Genomic DNA, 16,471 nt, shown 5'->3' with positions numbered 1-16,471 from the left:
CCCCTTGACCAACGGACCTTGAGCTTTTCAACTCTTTCTATTATACCTACTTTTTTACCTTTGTCAAGAACTTTTTTCAGTGAGTTTAATTTTTTCTTTTCTTCACTAACTTAACCACTGCTTCTGTCCGTGCGGTGTGGGGAAACATATCGACCGACTGGATATACTGGAGATCATAGACTTTTACTAGTTTAACCAAATCTCGTGCCAAGGTTGAAACATTGCAGGATACATAGACCATTTTTTCTGGAACATAGGTCAGAATGGTTTCCAACAGCTTATCATCTAAGCCTGTACGAGGAGGGTCAACTATCAATGCATCCGCTCGGTAGCCTTCTTTATACCAGCGTGGAATAATCTCTTCAGCTGTTCCAGCTTCGTAATGGGTATTGTCAAATCCCATTTTTTTAGCATTTCGCTTGGCATCTTCAATGGCTTCTGGAATAATATCCATTCCTCTGAGACTCTTGACATTATTTGCGAAGGCAAATCCAATCGTACCAACACCACAATACGCATCGATCAGATGATCCTCTTTGCTGACATCCAGAGCCTTAACTGCTTCACTATAGAGAATTTCTGTCTGCTCCGGATTAAGCTGATAAAAAGCTCGGGGCGAGAGAGAAAACTCATAGTCCAGTACTCCTTCTTGAATACTCTCTTGGCCCCAGATAATTTCCGTCTTTTCACCATAGATTTCACTTGTTTTTGCTGTATTTGTATTGACAGCAACCGTGACGACTTCTGGAAAATCATTGACTAAGTCTTTGACCAGTTGATTTAAATTAAGCTGGCGATTTGTGACAATGATAATCTGAACTTGCCCCGTTTTTCTTGCTCTTCGTACCATGATCGTGCGAACACCGAGCGTTTTTCTCTCATCTGTAATTGGAATTTGGTGGTAAGTAAGAAGTTCAGCTAGGCGATTCGCTATTACTTGGGTTTCCTTATCTTGCACCAAGCAGTCTTTCAACTCTACGAGATAATGAGAGTTTTGCGCATACAAACCTGCCTTGACCTGATTTTTAAATTTCCGAGTCTGGAATTGAAGCTTAGCACGGTAGTACTTGGGTTCCTGCATTCCGATAGTTGGACGAATTTCATAGTTTTCATATCCCGCAGGGGCAAATTTTTTCAGGGCTTGGTGGAGCAGATCCGTTTTGAACTCTAACTGTTTATCATAGTGGAGGTGCATGATTTGGCAACCACCACATTCATTATAAATCGTACAAGCTGGCACGACTCGAAACTTAGACTTCTTATTAACCTTTAGTAATTTGGCTTCAACAAAGTTACGTTTAATAGAAGTAATTTGACAATAGATGTCTTCTCCTTTGAGGGCTCCAGGCACAAATACTAAAGTTTTTTGGTAAAATCCGATTCCCTCGCCATTGATGCCCATCCGCTTGATTTTTAAAGGTATTTTTTGTTTGACTTTCAGATTCATACCCCTATCTTATCACATTTTAGGGTATAATAGAACTATGAAAATCACAAAACTTGAAAAGAAAAAACGCCTCTACTTGATGGAGTTAGATGGACAGCAAACCTCTTATATCACGGAGGATACCATTGTCCGTTTTATGTTGTCTAAAGATAAGGTCATTAGTAAAGAGGAACTTACCGAGATTCAGGACTTTGCCCAGTTCTCTTATGGTAAAAATCTCGCCCTCTACCATCTATCATTTAAAGCTCGAACCGAAAAGGAAGTTCGTGAGTATCTGAAAAAGTATGATCTTGATGAAAAAATCACTAGTCAAGTTATCGCTAATCTTAAAGAAGATAACTGGATTAATGATCGTCAGTATGCCTACTCTATCATCAATGCAAATCAACTTTCTGGAGATAAGGGACCCTATGTGCTAGCTCAAAAACTGTCTCAAAAAGGGATTGCCAAATCAACGATTGAAGAGGTTTTAAAGGATTTTGATTTTTCGGAGGTTGCTCAACGTGTGGCGGAGAAACTTCTAAAAAAATACAATGGAAAGCTTCCCGCTCGTGCCTTGCAGGATAAGATTATCCAAAACTTAACGAACAAAGGCTTCTCCTATTCTGATGCTAAGAATGCCTTTGACGACTTGGACAGTCAAGTCGACCAAGAAACGACTCAAGAACTCATTTTTAAAGAACTAGACAAACAATATGCTAAGTATGCTCGAAAGTATGAAGGATACGAACTGAAGCAACGTTTAACCCAAGTTTTAGCTCGAAAAGGCTATGATTTTTCGGATATAGCCAGCGCTCTCAGAGAATATCTTTAACATTCTCATGTAAAATTCAAAAAAGTTAGACCAATTTATGATATAATAGTAAACGATAAACTTATAAATTGTAGAAAGTTGGTTAGTTATGAAACTTCCAAAAGAAGGCGACTTTATTACAATTCAAAGTTATAAGCATGATGGGAGTCTTCACCGTACTTGGCGGGACACCATGGTACTAAAAACAACAGAGAACGCTATTATTGGCGTCAACGACCACACACTTGTTACCGAAAGTGACGGTCGTCGTTGGGTGACTCGAGAACCGGCTATTGTTTACTTTCACAAAAAATATTGGTTTAATATCATTGCCATGATTCGTGATAATGGGATTTCCTACTATTGCAATATGGCCAGCCCCTACTATCTAGATGAAGAAGCCCTGAAATACATTGATTACGATTTGGATGTCAAGGTCTTCACTGATGGTGAAAAGCGTCTCTTGGACGTTGAAGAGTATGAGCGCCATAAACGCAAAATGAAGTATTCTGATGATTTAGACTATATTTTGAAAGAGCATGTTAAAATCCTTGTTGATTGGATCAACAATGGACGCGGTCCTTTCTCAGAGGCCTATGTCAACATTTGGTACAAACGCTACATAGAACTAAAGAATCGGTAAAGTTGTCAAACTGGGGTGAGAGCCCTGGTTTTTTATTTGAAAAACCCAGCTTTACAGCTGGGTTAATTGCTATATATCTAATTTAGTGACAGTAAACTTGATATGGGAATAGTCTTTTTCAACATCCTTACCCAACAAGAAAGCCGTGGCATCCTTCTTGACCTGAACAAGGTCAATGTTCTGAGCTTGAGCTGCATAGACGCATCCACAATAACATTGACGATAGATATCATACTCCTCGCACATCTCTACCGAGCGCTTGTAGCCTTGATTTTTCTTGAAATCACTTGGAAGATAGTGGGTGGTGTAAATCTTTTGTACATCGATTCCGACGCTGTTGATGGTTTGAGAATTCTTATGAGGACTGATGGTCAAGGCTGAACCAAAGTAGTCAAAGCCCAAGTCCATAGCTACCTGTGCTGTTTTGTCCAAACGGTAGTCAAAACAAACCTTGCAACGATCGCCGCCTTCTGGTTCTTCTTCCAGTCCTCTGACTAACTTCCGGTATTCATTTGGTTCGTATGGGGCTTCTAAATACTGGACCGTATTTCCTGTTCGCTCATTGAAATCACTGACAAATTTCTTGGTGACGTAAGCTCGCTTGTGGTATTCTGCCTTGGGATGGATATTGGAATTGGCAAAATAGATGGTCACATCAGCGTATTTTGTCAGGTATTCTAGGGTGTAGGTACTACAAGGAGCACAGCAAACATGCATGAGAATAGTGGGACGTTGCTCATTTTTCTCCCAAACCTGTACCATTTTCTGCATAACACGGTCATAATTAATCTTCTGATTGGGATTCATCTTGCTCAGAATTTCTTCTACATCAATCATGTTCTTCTCCTTCTTCTAGTCTTATTTTATCATATAAGTTAGGAGAGCTCAAATCTATTTAGAAGAGAAAACCTTAAAAGGAGGGATTATGTTCCCTCCTTTTGTGTTTTTTATAAGTTGCTTTTACATCATGCCGCCCATCATGCTTGGATCCATTGCTGGAGCTGGGGCTACTGGTTCCGGTTTATTGGCTACGACTGCTTCTGTTGTCAAAATCAAGCTGGCTACAGATGCTGCATTTTGAAGGGCAGAACGGCTCACTTTAACTGGGTCGATGATTCCTTCTTCAATCATGTTGACCCACTCGCCTGTTGCTGCGTTGAAGCCTGTACCAACTTCAGCATTTTTCAAACGATCGATAACGATAGAGCCTTCAAATCCTGCATTGTGGGCGATTTGACGAACAGGCTCTTCCAAGGCACGAAGAACAATATTGCGTCCTGTTGCTTCATCTCCTGTCAATTCCAAATCAGCTACGGCTGGGATGACATTTACAAGAGCTGTTCCACCACCTGCAACGATTCCTTCTTCAACGGCTGCACGAGTAGCGTTGAGAGCATCTTCAATGCGGAGTTTCATTTCTTTCAACTCAGTTTCAGTTGCAGCTCCGACCTTGATGACTGCGACACCACCTGACAATTTTGCCAAGCGTTCTTGCAATTTTTCACGATCAAATTCAGAAGTTGTAGTTTCGATTTGAGACTTGATAACTGCAACACGGTGAGAAATAGCTTCAGGATTTCCAGCACCTTCTACGATAACAGTGCTATCTTTGTCCACAGTTACTCTCGCTGCTTGACCAAGCGCCTCAATTGTCGCATCTTTCAACTCAAGACCAAGATCCTCTGTGATAACTGTTCCGCCTGTCAAGATAGCGATGTCTTCAAGCATCGCTTTGCGACGGTCACCGAAGCCAGGTGCCTTAACTGCTACTACGTTGAAGGTTCCACGAATCTTGTTCAATACAAGAGTAGGAAGAGCTTCGCCATCTACATCATCCGCAATAATCAAGAGCGGACGGTTGCTTTGAAGAATGCTTTCTAGAAGTGGCAAGATTTCTTGGATATTTGAAATCTTCTTATCAGTAATCAAAATGTATGGATTTTCGAGGTCCGCCACCATTTTTTCGCTATCTGTCACCATGTACTGTGATAGGTAACCGCGGTCAAACTGCATTCCTTCCACGACTTCAAGCTCTGTTTCCATACCACGTGATTCTTCAATAGTGATGACACCATCTTTACCAACTTTTTCCATAGCTTCAGAAATGTACTCGCCGACTTTTTCAGAACGAGAAGATACAGCAGCAACCTGAGCGATGGCTTCTTTGTTGGCAACAGGGATGGCATTGTTTTTCAAGGCTTCTACAGCTGCGGCAACCGCTGCTTCAATCCCTCTACGAATACCGATTGGATTGGCACCTGCAGTGACGTTTTTGATTCCTTCGCGGACGATAGCTTGAGTCAAGACTGTTGCAGTTGTCGTTCCGTCACCTGCGATATCATTGGTCTTTGAAGCTACTTCTGATACCAATTTGGCACCCATATTTTCAAAATGGTCTTCTAGCTCAATCTCTTTAGCAATAGTAACACCGTCATTGGTAATTAATGGTGAGCCAAATGATTTTTCAAGAACGACATTACGACCTTTTGGTCCTAAGGTTACTTTAACAGTGTCTGCTAGGATATCGACACCACGGACCATCGCTGAACGAGCATCAGATGAAAATTTAATTTCTTTTGACATACTTACTTTCTCCTTCTATTCTTCAATGATAGCCAAAATGTTAGCTTCGCCAACGATGATGTACTTTTCATCGCCATCTTTGACATCAATACCTGCATGAGCTTCAACTAAGACACGGTCTCCAGGCTTAACGCTTGGAGCAACCAAATCACCATTCAAGGTACGAACACCTTGTCCAGTAGCTACAACTTGGGCTGTTTTTGTTTTTTCTTGGGCTGAGCCCGCAAGGACAAAGCCTCCAACAGTTTGTTCTTTTTCTTCGATTTTTAAGACCACACGGTCTCCTAATGGTTTCAACATTTGCTTTCCTCCATGATGAAATACATATTATTAGCACTCTTTATATCTGAGTGCTAAATTATAGTTCTATTGTATCACTTGGTCAGAAATAGTCAAGAAAAAAGTCTGACTTTCTCAATATAAAAAAGCCTGAGACCAAGTCAGACTTTTCAATGTTTAAAATGGCAATTCTTCCTCTTCCAAGACCAAATCTGCTAAATCCTGTCCTGCATTATTTTCACGCATAGCACGTTGGGCGCGGCTTTCCAAAAGTTGGAATCCTGTGGCAAGGACTTCAGTCACATAGTTCATCTGGCCATTTTTCTCAAAGCGACGGGTACGAAGTTCTCCATCCACAGAGATAAGACTACCTTTAGTTGCGTAGCTTGCCAAGGTTTCAGCCAATTTCCCCCAAAGAACAAGATTGACAAAGTCAGCTTCACGTTCCCCGTTTTGGTCTTTGTAACGACGGTTCACAGCGATAGTTGCACGCGCTACTGACTTGTCATTGTTGGTTTTGTGCAATTCTGGTGTAGACGTTAAACGTCCAATAAGAATAACTTTATTATACATATTTTCTTCCTCCTACTTATCTATTCGTAAGGAATCAAAAAAAGTTACAGTAATTTGTAACTTTTCGAAGAAATTTTTTATTTTTTATGCACCATGAAACCTGTCGCTTGTTGATTGGCCATAATAGTCATATCTGTAATCTGCACACGGCGAGGCTGACTGGTCACATAGACAACCGTATCTGCGATATCTTGTGCTTGCAGGGCTTCTATTCCCTGATAGACGGTCGCAGCCCGCTCTTTATCACCGTGAAAACGAACTGTAGAGAAATCTGTTTCGACAATCCCTGGCTGAATGGTGGTCACCTTGATATCCGTTGCGATGGTATCAATTCGCAGGCCATCTGAAAAAGTCTTAACTGCTGCCTTGGTGGCTGAGTAAACAGCTGCACCCGCATAGGCATAGATTCCTGCGGTCGATCCCATATTGATAATATGTCCCTGATTGGCTTTTACCATTGCTGGCAAGAAACAGCGAGTGACTGCCATCAAACCTTTGACATTGGTATCCAACATAGTCATCATATCCAACTCTTCATAGTCTTGATAGGGAGCTAAGCCAAGAGCCAGTCCGGCATTATTGACCAAGATATCAATCTGCCCTATCGTTTTCAAAATATCGGAGCAGACTGTCTTGACCATGGTCATATCTGTGACATCCAGTGGAAAGGTCAAAACGGTTTGATTAGGAAAAGTTTCTGCAAACTCTGACTTGAGGGTCTCTAGTCTGTCTGTCCGTCGCCCTGTTAGAACGACATTCTCCCCCTGCTCCAGATAAGCACGCGCAATCGCTTCACCGATTCCTGAGGTCGCTCCTGTAATCACTACATTTTTCGCCATCTTATCCCCCTCTATCTGGTCTATCAAGCACTGACAATTTCCTAGGCAGTCCAGTGTTTGGCTGGGTCAAATGGAGTTCCGACAACTTGGTCTTCTGATAATTCAATAACCCCACGTTTTTGCGGAGCATTTGGTAGATGCAACTCACGAGGGCTACACATCATGCCAAAACTCTTTTCACCACGAAGTTCGCCTGGGAAAATGAGATTGCCTTTGGGCATCATTGCTCCAGGAAGAGCTACAATGGTTTTCAACCCAACACGCGCATTAGGTGCTCCTGCAACGATTTGCACTGTCTTGTCACTTGCGACTGCAACTTGGCAGATGTTGAGGTGATCACTATCAGGATGAGCCACCATCTCGACAATTTCACCAACAACAAACTTAGGTTCCTTGTCATTGACAATTTCTTCTGTAAAGCCTTCCGCCTGCAATTCTTGGTTCAAACGAGCGACTTGCTCATCTGTCAAAAAGACTTGACCGCGCTCTGCAATTTCAAACAAACTTGAAAGGTCGAAAATATTCCAAGCCACTGTTTCCCCATTTTCTTTGAGGAACACACGGGCTATCTTGCCTTTACGCTCCACGTCCAGTTTGGCAACTCCGCTGTTTTTCACGATGACCATAAGGACATCGCCAACATGTTCTTTGTTATATGTAAAAATCATTGTTTTCTTTTTCTCCTATTTCAGTCCTGCTAAAAAGTCATTAATTTGTTCCTTGCTTTTACGGTCGCGATTGACAAATCGGCCAATTTCCTTGTCCTTTTCTAGCACAACAAGGCTAGGAATCCCGTAAACATCCCAGAGTTTGGCCAGATCCAGATACTGGTCTCGGTCCACTCGGATAAAGGTGAACTCTGGATTGGTTTCCTCAATCTCTGGCAAGAATGGATAGATATAACGACAATCGCCACACCAGTCCGCCACAAAAAGGAAAACCTTCTTGCCATCTTGCTCGACAAAGCCTGCGAGTTCTTCTATACTAGCGGGAGTAATCATAAGACTTCCTCCTCATAGACTAGGTCTTCATTTTCATAGACAAAGGTATAGTGACGACCATTCTCAAAAATGACTCCTCCGACGAGTCGCTCTAGACTACTTTCGTAGACTTGAACATAGAGAGTCGCGATCTCTCCCATATCTGAGAAAAGTTCGCGCACGATAGCGGCCAACTCTTCCTGAGTCTTCATAAGTTTGTGGTTATCTGCTGCTTTTTTGGCACCCAAAGCGAGGGCACTTAGACCAGCCACTGTCAAGCCAGTCATCCATAATTTCTTAGCTTTCATACCATTCATTGTAACACAAAAAGGGCTCTAGGACAAATGAGGAAGTAGCAGAAAAACAAGTAAAACTCCTCTTCCCTCGGTGAAGGAAAAAGAGTTCTGATTCTTATTGCCAAGCGCCTGAGTTCCTGAATGAATTAAAAAACCTCTGAGATTATTCTCAAAGGTTCGAATTTTGCTAATTGCTGTTCTCAACTGCTGCAGTGACAAAGGCAGTGTAGAGTTCTTCTGGACGGTTCGGACGACTGGAAAGTTCAGGGTGATACTGACAAGCCACAAAGAATTTATTTTCAGGAATTTCCACGATTTCTACCAAACGATTGTCTGGAGAAACACCTGAGAAGACAAAACCTGCTGCCTCAAACTGTTCACGAAAGGCATTGTTAAACTCATAACGGTGACGGTGACGGCGTTGCACCACTTCTTGATTGTGATAAGCAGCCGCTGCCTTAGAACCACGTTTCAACTTAGATGGATAAAGTCCCAAACGAAGGGTGCCACCGATATCCTCAACATCAACTTGGTCACGCATGATATCAATGATAGGATATTTTGTATCAGGATCAAGCTCTGCAGAATTGGCACCTTCAAGACCTAAAACGTTACGAGCAAACTCGATACAAGTCAACTGCATTCCCAAGCAGACTCCCAACATTGGAATATCATTCTCACGCGCATAACGGATGGCTTGAATTTTTCCTTCCGTACCACGTTGGCCAAAACCTCCTGGTACGATGATTCCGTCCGCATCAGACAAGAGTTCTGCCACATTCTCTACTGTCACATCATTGGCGTTGATCCAATTAATCTTCACTTCTGCGTCGTTGGCATAACCAGAGTGTTTCAAGGCTTCAACCACTGAGATGTAGGCATCTTGCAACTCCACATACTTACCGACAAGGAAAATTTTAACTTGTTTTTTCAGGTTCATGACCTTGTCCACCATAGCTGACCATTCTGTCATATCCGCTGCTGGTGCGTCTAGTTTCAAATGGTCACAGACAATTTGGTCCATGCCTTGACCCTGCAAGTTCAATGGAATTTGGTAAAGGTGTTCGACATCCAAAGACTCGATAACAGCTTCTGGAGCTACGTCACAGAACTGAGCTAGTTTATTTTTAATTCCTTGACCAGCTGGTTTTTCTGTACGAATGACCAACATATTTGGCTGGATTCCCAAACCACGCAATTCTTTTACAGAATGCTGAGTCGGCTTGGTCTTCATCTCACCAGCAGCCTTGAGGTAAGGAAGCAAGGTTGTATGGATGTACATGACGTTATCTGCCCCCACATCTGCCTTCATCTGACGAAGGGCCTCTAGGAATGGCAAGGATTCGATATCTCCAACTGTTCCACCAACCTCTGTGATAATGACATCAGAGTCAGTCGTTACAGCAGCACGCTTGATTTTTTCTTTCAAAGCATCTGTGATATGAGGAATGACTTGGACAGTTGCACCAAGGTATTCACCACGACGTTCCTTACGAAGAACTTCACTGTAGATTTTACCAGTTGTCACGTTGGAATATTTGTTGAGATTGATATCGATGAAACGTTCGTAGTGACCCAAGTCCAAATCTGTCTCAGCCCCATCATCTGTCACAAAGACTTCCCCGTGCTGATAAGGACTCATGGTTCCCGGATCGATATTGATATAAGGGTCAAACTTTTGAATGGTTACTTTTAGACCACGATTTTTCAAGAGACGGCCCAGACTTGCTGCCACAATCCCTTTCCCAATAGACGACACCACACCACCAGTTACAAAAATATATTTCGTAGACATAAATTCCTCTTTCTAAAATGCTCAAGGCCTTGTTAACTACGAGGGGATATAGAAAACAAGACCCTTATGGATAACGATTTTTCAAGAAAACTTCCTGAAAAACAAAAATAGCTCCCTAGTAACTAGGGAGCCCCGACCTCTAAAAGAGGTGCCCGAACAATATAATACCTCAAAGCAGAACATTTGTCAACCCGAATTGGTAAAAGATGAAAAAAGGAGATTGTTTTCAGAAAACCAACTAAAGATCTACAACCCAACGGAAGACTCACTTAACTACTCTACCCAAGCGACAAAAAAGGAGATCAGGCGATCTCCTCTGTGAAGTCTTTTACTCTTCTTCACTCGTTTCAGCGTCATCGTCAGAAAATTCGTCGTCTTCTTCGTTAAGATCTACATCTTCACCCAAGTCATCAGGAGCGATCTCGTTGATTTCTGCATCATAAGCTTCCACTTCATTTTTCTCATCATCTGGATTTTCATCATCATATGAAAGAGCTGGATCTGCTTCGTATGCGTCTTCGTCTTCTGGATCATCTGCATTGTAGTCAATGGCATCTGAATCACCATCCATAAAGGCATTGACACGTTTTTTCTTAGCTTTTGGTGCTACTTCATCGTCGTCACTTTCTTCAAGAGCGATGATTTCTTCGTCGATTTCGTCTACACCATACCATGAACGAAGGCCCCATTTGTTGTCTCCAAGAGAGATGAAGCTACCGTCAAAGTTCAACTCTGTGTAGAACAAAGGTAAAGCTTCGCGGATATCGCTGTTTGATGTTCCAAGGTAATTTTGAATTTCGTTTACAAGATCGCTAAAATGCATCTCATGGTCGCGACCACGAAGTTCCAAGATAGCACGCGCTACCTCAATCATAGATAGTTCACTTTTTTCTTGCCCAGCAAATACTTCTAATTCCAAAGCGTTTCTCCTCATTTTTACTACTATCGCCAGAGCGAACAGACTCTGACCTCATTTTATCATGTACTCTTTATTGTACGATAATTTTGCGGAATAGTCAAAGGTTAAATGGGAGAAAGTGGCAGGACTTTTTATTTCTTTGCTACCCAGCCGATGGCATCGCTTGGTGGATTTTCGGTATCAATCCAGATAAATTCGATGCTGAAAATTAAGCTGTGATGCTGTACCTCTCAGGGCGTTCGAACTTAGAAGATTTGTTATGTAGTGAGTTGGTTTCCAAAATATTGACACAAAGCTTAATATAAAAATACTGTCTAAAAAATTTATTCTAATGATGAAGTAACTATTCAGTATTAGGAATAGAACATATAAGAAATTGAAATATCAGCAAAAACACATCTATCAACATATCATTGTTTTAAGATAGTTTAATTATAAAAAATAAGAAATACTTACTGGTAATATAAAACATATTAAATTCCTTACGGGAAAGTTCTATATTTTAATCTATTAAACAGATATGGGATGGCTAAAAGTAAGGAACTATACTAGATAACATTTATTATCTACAGTTTGCTTTTCCAGAGCGCAAGATTATTAAAAATTATTTTTTGATAAATTGAATAAAATGCATCAGATAAAGTTTTACTGTTAACGTAGTTATGGATATTTGTTTTAACATCTAGAAGTTCTTGTTCGTTATTCGCGTTATGAAAAAACATATAAATAAAACCATACTCGACTAACCTGTTATCTTCTTGTAAATGTTTTGCATATCTATCAAGTTGTTCAATTCCTAGCAGACATTTATCTTGTAATTTATAGTTACTTTTTCCTTCATAAATAGACCTTAAAAAGGAAAATTTCACTTCTATAATCGCTTGTTCTTGACCATCATTTAAATAAATATCCACAGATTCCTCATCTCTTATAATCGATGTACAGTATTCGATAGAAACTTCACCCTTCATTTTATTTTTTAAAAATTCTAATAAAATATTACGTAATTTCTGCTCTTTTATCTCAGCTTTAATTTTTCCGTTGGAATTGAAACATTCGCTATAATAGTACTCTTGATATTGACACTCTAGATTAAAGGTTTCAAACACTTCTTTTAATTCTGAAATTGGTTTTAATAAATTTAATTGCTCTTGCATTGTTTTAGTCTTTGCTAAGCATGCATCTACCTCTGTGTTTATCTTACCATTTTGAGCAATTAGTTTTATCCCTTCATTTACAGCATACACAATACAATTTTTTTCCCTAGAAATATCTAAAACCATATTAATAAATTCAGAATCAGAAATTTTACTTAAGGCTATTTCTTTAGAAGTGAATTCAGATTCATTTATATCGATACAATGTATCTTAGCAATAGGTAAGACCAGTATTTCTGACAATAACTCATCCAATTTTTCTGTAATACTTAGATTCGATTGTGTACAGATAACGACAACTTTATTATGCTCGGCAAAGATATCTAATAATTTAGTCTCACTAATTACACTTTCTGTCTTTGAAGCTCTTTCTAAAAATTTTTCAGCATCAAGCATTTATCTCTTTTCCTTTCAGATATTCTTCGAAAATATAGTCTAACCAAGCAATAAATACATCGTATTTGTCTAGATCAACATTAGATGATTTTGCTCTATTCTGAAAGTTTTCCAATAATTTATAAAGTTGGTTATTACTCAATGAAATCTTAGTTTTATTTCTACTCAAGGCATCTTCAATATTTGGTTCATTAAAAAAAATAGACAAAACAATCTCATCACTATATGATGAAATCATATTTACAAAGTAAGCAACTGATTTTAAGTCATCCTTAAATTTTTTAGATCTTTCCTGATTTTTACTACACTCTGTTAGCAATTTATCACAAATGTTGATTTTAAAACTATTGAGGGAAATATAATCTTGAGAGCTTAGAAATTTCAATGTGGCTTCCATTTGAAATGTATTAACTGTTCCAACTTTAGGATCAATTATCAATTCATCTAGAATTTCACTTTCATCATCATTCAAGAATGAATTTGAAACCATGAATATATAAATATAACGAAAAAGTGAATTTTTTGTTATATTGTTTTTAAGTCTAAGCGAATATAAAAAAAGCAACATATAATAATACAGTTTTTTATTCATACTATCTCCTTAGCAATTTGTAAATATCCAATTCTTCTATCTCTTTATACTGTTTATTTGCATGCCTTGAAATATCTAATAAATTAATAATTTTAATTGAACTATTTTTCTTTATGAGCGAGCTTACCAATGAACTATTACGAGCATTGGCAGAAAGAAATAAAGTATTCCCTGATTCTAAGTAACTATTAAAAGTATCGACCGCATTTTCTTCAAATAAATAATCTAGAGTACTATCAGGTGTTTCACTCATAAAATAAGTATCTTTATGAAAAAACTCTAGTGTAGCTAACCTGAAAGCCATATCAATGAAAATTCTTTGTGACTCTGACAGTGATTCTTCGCTTTCTCGTGCTGAATTATTTAAAAAGAATTTAAAAAGCGTGTTCTCTCCACTACCAACTAATTCTAATCTAATATTTGAATCATTTCCTAAAAAAGAATAGGCGTACTTGTAAAATATTTTACTAAAATTTAAAAATACACTTTTTATGCTTTGATCGATATCATCTGCTAATTGATTTTCTTTTTTCTTAGTTTCCTCTAATTTATTTAAAAATAGCTCTTTTTCACGATTCAATTGGTTATATTTCTCAAGATTATCATTAGGCACACTATCCATTTTTCTTTTAATTTTTAATTTTTCTTTAGTTATTTCAAAAAGTTCACTTTCTCCATCTTTTACTGAGTTGTTAATAATCTCAATTTCTTTGTTCAACTCCTCATACCTTAAATCTAACGTTTTCTTTTTAATTTGTAGATTCTTTTGCTTTATCTCTATTTCTGTTAAATCTACATCTGTATTAATATTTATCCTACTCTTACAAAAAAAACACTCTAAAATATCAATGTGAAAATCAATATGTTCAGTTCCACAGAATGGACATACTCCCGAACTTAAAATTGGAGTAAATTTATCATAAAAGTCTTGATAGTCATTAGGAAAAATATTCCTGTACCATTTGTTTTCAAGAACTCCAAGTTCTGCTCTAAGTCTATCTATTTCTGCTCTATTCTGGAGTCTTTCTTGAGTTCTTTTGTTTAAGAGTTCTCTATATTCATGAATTTTTGTATTGATCGTCTTAATTTTAAATTCCACATCTTCCAAATCTTTAAGAGAGTATACGTTGTAGTCAGATTTATTTAAGTCCTCTCCTAAAAATTCTTTTACCATTGACATTTTATATGATCGCAACCTAGCCTGGCTATCATATTTTTTTATCAATTTCTGAGTCTCACTATATTCAAAATACTTCTCTTTTGGCATAAACTTACTCAAAACCAATTTACTAAGATTTTCATCCCAAAACACAAAATTTCTTGATTCCGAGAAAAACATTATCTCAGTTAACATCAAAATAAATGAGTTTATATCTGGAAAACCTGAAGATTTAATTAACTCTTTATGATACTTATTAATTAAAGATTCGCTTAGTTGTTTATCATTGATTGAAGCAAAGTATTTTCTTTCATACTTCTCATAATCCAGTTCTTTCTCTCTTTCTTCCTCTTTTTTTCCATTAACGCTAAAACTAATTAGCCTATGTGAATATAAACTATGCTTGGTTACAAATGTATCATTCGCAATAGAAAATTCAACTTCGACTTCTGCCTCATTTAAAGGAACTTGCATTCGATTTTTAAAATAATCTCTATCAAACATAGGACGTCTGGATTTTTGCTGATCTTTATAATTTCTAACTCTTTCTCTTCCTTTGTAGGGACCTATTACCGAGTATCTTATTATGTTTAGCAACGTTGTTTTTCCCAAACCGTTAGTTCCAAATATAATATTTAATTTATCTGATAAGTCTATTTCAAGTGGACATTTATACAAATCAAAATTATCAATTTTTAGCCGTTTAATCTTTGGTAAGTAGTAGTTAAATTCCATCGTATTATTTCTCCAATACTATTACACCTTCAAGTAATTTGCCAATCTTTTCCTTCTGCTGAGGACTTGGATTTAAGTAACGAGCTTTTCTTATTTCAACAACTTCAAATCCTATATTTTCAGCAATTTCAGAACAAATCTCTAAAGTATTAATTAACACTCCAAAATAAGCAGAATTTGAAACATTAAAATAGACCCGTCGCCCTTTTTTGAGCTTTTGATACATCCCATTAAAAATGATCTCCATATCTTCAAAATAAGCAATAATCATACTTTGAATTTCCGTATTCCATGCTACTGAATCTTTGCTTAGAGACTCCATTTCAGATATGGTAGCCTTAAGAATCTTACTTTGTACCCCCTTTAGATTTCGTATTTTTAACTGGACATGTGAGCGTATAGTCTGTTCTCGTAATTTTTTAATATCATTATAATTTGTTAAAAAATCTAGCGCTTTTAATTCTAGCATATATGAATCTGTATAATCCCTTGAATTCAGATACGGAGGAGAAGTAATAATTAAATCCACAGAATTATCATCCACATTCTCAAAAATTAGTTTCCGTGTGTCACCTAAATATAATAAATCATGATTAGAAAAGTTGTTGGTCTCCAGCCTCTCAAGATCCTCAATGATAACATTATTAATAAAATTAAAAAAACTTGTTATTACTTGTTCCTGTGAGTATAAATTTTCTTTCCAATCTTTTTTGTAAGATAAACACTTGCCGTTTCGATACAAATTACTGTATTCTAGTAATATATTGGCCAAACAAATAATGTAAACTTCTTTATATAATGTTGTCGATAGACTATTAATAGCTCTCTTAAGTTTTTCAATTGCAATAAAGACTTCACGATCTATATTCCACTTCTTTTTTTCCTTTCCCTCAATTAAAGTAGAAAATCCACTATATAAATCAATCTCGTTATCATTTAAAGAAGCTATGTGTTTCTTAATTTTTAAAATATGAGACTTAATTGTACGTCTTTTATATTGAGAAACTTTTAGTTTAGCTTTAGACAAGGTAAACATAAAAGGGTTTACCTCAAACGATATACAGCTTATTCCCTTTAGAGATAATTCCAAAGCAGTTGTGCCACTACCTGAAAATGGTTCTAAACAGAATTCTACTTTTTGGGTCTGTTCGTTTACTATAGCCTCAATAAACTCCTTTGAGTATCCCTCAACAAAAGGATACCATCTATGTATACAAATATCTTTATTTTTATTGAATTGCATAATTCTTCCGTATTCTTTAACATAGTTCACATATCTATACAT

17 protein-coding genes are annotated in these 16,471 nt (G+C 37.7%); 2 read left to right on the top strand and 15 right to left on the bottom strand.

Going from position 1 to position 16,471, the window contains the following annotated elements; genetic code table 11:
• Positions 1–85: 85 nt before the first annotated feature.
• Positions 86–1,447, bottom strand: a complete 1,362-nt coding sequence (gene rlmD / locus PCY17_RS10670) for a 23S rRNA (uracil(1939)-C(5))-methyltransferase RlmD (protein ID WP_084880100.1) — start codon at positions 1,445–1,447, stop codon at positions 86–88.
• A 37-nt stretch (positions 1,448–1,484) separates the two neighbouring features.
• On the opposite strand from rlmD, the gene recX reads away from it, so the two are divergent.
• Positions 1,485–2,261, top strand: coding sequence for a recombination regulator RecX (recX, locus tag PCY17_RS10665; protein ID WP_049477973.1), 777 nt, complete (start codon positions 1,485–1,487; stop codon positions 2,259–2,261).
• 88 nt (positions 2,262–2,349) lie between these two features.
• Positions 2,350–2,883, top strand: coding sequence for a DUF402 domain-containing protein (locus tag PCY17_RS10660; protein ID WP_000775318.1), 534 nt, complete (start codon positions 2,350–2,352; stop codon positions 2,881–2,883).
• Between the two features lie 69 nt (positions 2,884–2,952).
• Here the strand turns inward: PCY17_RS10660 and PCY17_RS10655 are convergent, their stop codons facing one another.
• From PCY17_RS10655 to PCY17_RS10590, 14 genes are all read right to left on the bottom strand, one after another.
• The gene (locus tag PCY17_RS10655) at positions 2,953–3,720 is read right to left on the bottom strand and encodes an epoxyqueuosine reductase QueH (protein WP_084880102.1); all 768 of its coding nucleotides are present in this window, start codon (positions 3,718–3,720) and stop codon (positions 2,953–2,955) included.
• Positions 3,721–3,843: 123 nt separating this feature from the next.
• The gene (gene groL, locus PCY17_RS10650; protein WP_000031560.1) at positions 3,844–5,466 is read right to left on the bottom strand and encodes a chaperonin GroEL; all 1,623 of its coding nucleotides are present in this window, start codon (positions 5,464–5,466) and stop codon (positions 3,844–3,846) included.
• Positions 5,467–5,481: 15 nt separating this feature from the next.
• On the bottom strand, positions 5,482–5,766 hold the full coding sequence (gene groES, locus PCY17_RS10645) for a co-chaperone GroES (protein WP_000917326.1): 285 nt from the start codon (positions 5,764–5,766) through the stop codon (positions 5,482–5,484).
• A gap of 156 nt (positions 5,767–5,922) precedes the next feature.
• Positions 5,923–6,318 carry a single-stranded DNA-binding protein gene (locus PCY17_RS10640; protein WP_000282436.1) on the bottom strand — a complete coding sequence of 132 codons (396 nt, stop codon included), beginning with the start codon at positions 6,316–6,318 and terminating at the stop codon, positions 5,923–5,925.
• Between the two features lie 77 nt (positions 6,319–6,395).
• Positions 6,396–7,157 (bottom strand): SDR family NAD(P)-dependent oxidoreductase, encoded by a 762-nt coding sequence (locus PCY17_RS10635; protein WP_049477975.1) that lies wholly within the window; start codon positions 7,155–7,157, stop codon positions 6,396–6,398.
• A 41-nt stretch (positions 7,158–7,198) separates the two neighbouring features.
• Positions 7,199–7,825, bottom strand: coding sequence for a YtpR family tRNA-binding protein (gene ytpR, locus PCY17_RS10630; protein WP_084944005.1), 627 nt, complete (start codon positions 7,823–7,825; stop codon positions 7,199–7,201).
• A gap of 15 nt (positions 7,826–7,840) precedes the next feature.
• The gene (locus PCY17_RS10625) at positions 7,841–8,158 is read right to left on the bottom strand and encodes a thioredoxin family protein (protein WP_084944006.1); all 318 of its coding nucleotides are present in this window, start codon (positions 8,156–8,158) and stop codon (positions 7,841–7,843) included.
• Complete coding sequence (locus PCY17_RS10620; RefSeq protein ID WP_084944007.1) at positions 8,155–8,454, bottom strand: DUF4651 domain-containing protein; 300 nt, start codon at positions 8,452–8,454, stop codon at positions 8,155–8,157. Before PCY17_RS10620 ends, PCY17_RS10625 begins: the two co-directional genes overlap by 4 nt.
• A gap of 166 nt (positions 8,455–8,620) precedes the next feature.
• The gene (locus PCY17_RS10615; protein WP_084944008.1) at positions 8,621–10,228 is read right to left on the bottom strand and encodes a CTP synthase; all 1,608 of its coding nucleotides are present in this window, start codon (positions 10,226–10,228) and stop codon (positions 8,621–8,623) included.
• Positions 10,229–10,556: 328 nt separating this feature from the next.
• The gene (gene rpoE, locus PCY17_RS10610) at positions 10,557–11,147 is read right to left on the bottom strand and encodes a DNA-directed RNA polymerase subunit delta (protein ID WP_000418415.1); all 591 of its coding nucleotides are present in this window, start codon (positions 11,145–11,147) and stop codon (positions 10,557–10,559) included.
• Between the two features lie 566 nt (positions 11,148–11,713).
• Positions 11,714–12,700 (bottom strand): hypothetical protein, encoded by a 987-nt coding sequence (locus tag PCY17_RS10605; protein ID WP_084880113.1) that lies wholly within the window; start codon positions 12,698–12,700, stop codon positions 11,714–11,716.
• Entirely contained in the window at positions 12,693–13,292 is a 600-nt protein-coding gene (locus PCY17_RS10600; protein WP_084880114.1) for a hypothetical protein, read from the bottom strand. Before PCY17_RS10600 ends, PCY17_RS10605 begins: the two co-directional genes overlap by 8 nt.
• Position 13,293: 1 nt before the next feature.
• Complete coding sequence (locus PCY17_RS10595) at positions 13,294–15,186, bottom strand: AAA family ATPase (protein WP_084880116.1); 1,893 nt, start codon at positions 15,184–15,186, stop codon at positions 13,294–13,296.
• A 4-nt stretch (positions 15,187–15,190) separates the two neighbouring features.
• On the bottom strand, positions 15,191–16,429 hold the full coding sequence (locus tag PCY17_RS10590) for a hypothetical protein (protein ID WP_239822778.1): 1,239 nt from the start codon (positions 16,427–16,429) through the stop codon (positions 15,191–15,193).
• Positions 16,430–16,471: the final 42 nt, after the last annotated feature.

The sequence above is a fragment of the Streptococcus sp. SO2 genome, assembly GCF_030440025.1.
Note: the sequence above shows the minus strand (reverse complement) of the source record. Positions and strands in the feature narration are given on the sequence as shown.

Excerpts from the sequence above, each read along its gene's own strand:
- rlmD (WP_084880100.1), bottom strand. The coding sequence starts at position 1,447 with ATGAATCTGAAAGTCAAACAAAAAATACCTTTAAAAATCAAGCGGATG.
- recX (WP_049477973.1), top strand. The coding sequence starts at position 1,485 with ATGAAAATCACAAAACTTGAAAAGAAAAAACGCCTCTACTTGATGGAG.
- PCY17_RS10660 (WP_000775318.1), top strand. The coding sequence starts at position 2,350 with ATGAAACTTCCAAAAGAAGGCGACTTTATTACAATTCAAAGTTATAAG.
- PCY17_RS10655 (WP_084880102.1), bottom strand. The coding sequence starts at position 3,720 with ATGATTGATGTAGAAGAAATTCTGAGCAAGATGAATCCCAATCAGAAG.
- groL (WP_000031560.1), bottom strand. The coding sequence starts at position 5,466 with ATGTCAAAAGAAATTAAATTTTCATCTGATGCTCGTTCAGCGATGGTC.
- groES (WP_000917326.1), bottom strand. The coding sequence starts at position 5,766 with ATGTTGAAACCATTAGGAGACCGTGTGGTCTTAAAAATCGAAGAAAAA.
- PCY17_RS10640 (WP_000282436.1), bottom strand. The coding sequence starts at position 6,318 with ATGTATAATAAAGTTATTCTTATTGGACGTTTAACGTCTACACCAGAA.
- PCY17_RS10635 (WP_049477975.1), bottom strand. The coding sequence starts at position 7,157 with ATGGCGAAAAATGTAGTGATTACAGGAGCGACCTCAGGAATCGGTGAA.
- ytpR (WP_084944005.1), bottom strand. The coding sequence starts at position 7,825 with ATGATTTTTACATATAACAAAGAACATGTTGGCGATGTCCTTATGGTC.
- PCY17_RS10625 (WP_084944006.1), bottom strand. The coding sequence starts at position 8,158 with ATGATTACTCCCGCTAGTATAGAAGAACTCGCAGGCTTTGTCGAGCAA.
- PCY17_RS10620 (WP_084944007.1), bottom strand. The coding sequence starts at position 8,454 with ATGAATGGTATGAAAGCTAAGAAATTATGGATGACTGGCTTGACAGTG.
- PCY17_RS10615 (WP_084944008.1), bottom strand. The coding sequence starts at position 10,228 with ATGTCTACGAAATATATTTTTGTAACTGGTGGTGTGGTGTCGTCTATT.
- PCY17_RS10605 (WP_084880113.1), bottom strand. The coding sequence starts at position 12,700 with ATGCTTGATGCTGAAAAATTTTTAGAAAGAGCTTCAAAGACAGAAAGT.
- PCY17_RS10600 (WP_084880114.1), bottom strand. The coding sequence starts at position 13,292 with ATGAATAAAAAACTGTATTATTATATGTTGCTTTTTTTATATTCGCTT.
- PCY17_RS10595 (WP_084880116.1), bottom strand. The coding sequence starts at position 15,186 with ATGGAATTTAACTACTACTTACCAAAGATTAAACGGCTAAAAATTGAT.
- PCY17_RS10590 (WP_239822778.1), bottom strand. The coding sequence starts at position 16,429 with ATGCAATTCAATAAAAATAAAGATATTTGTATACATAGATGGTATCCT.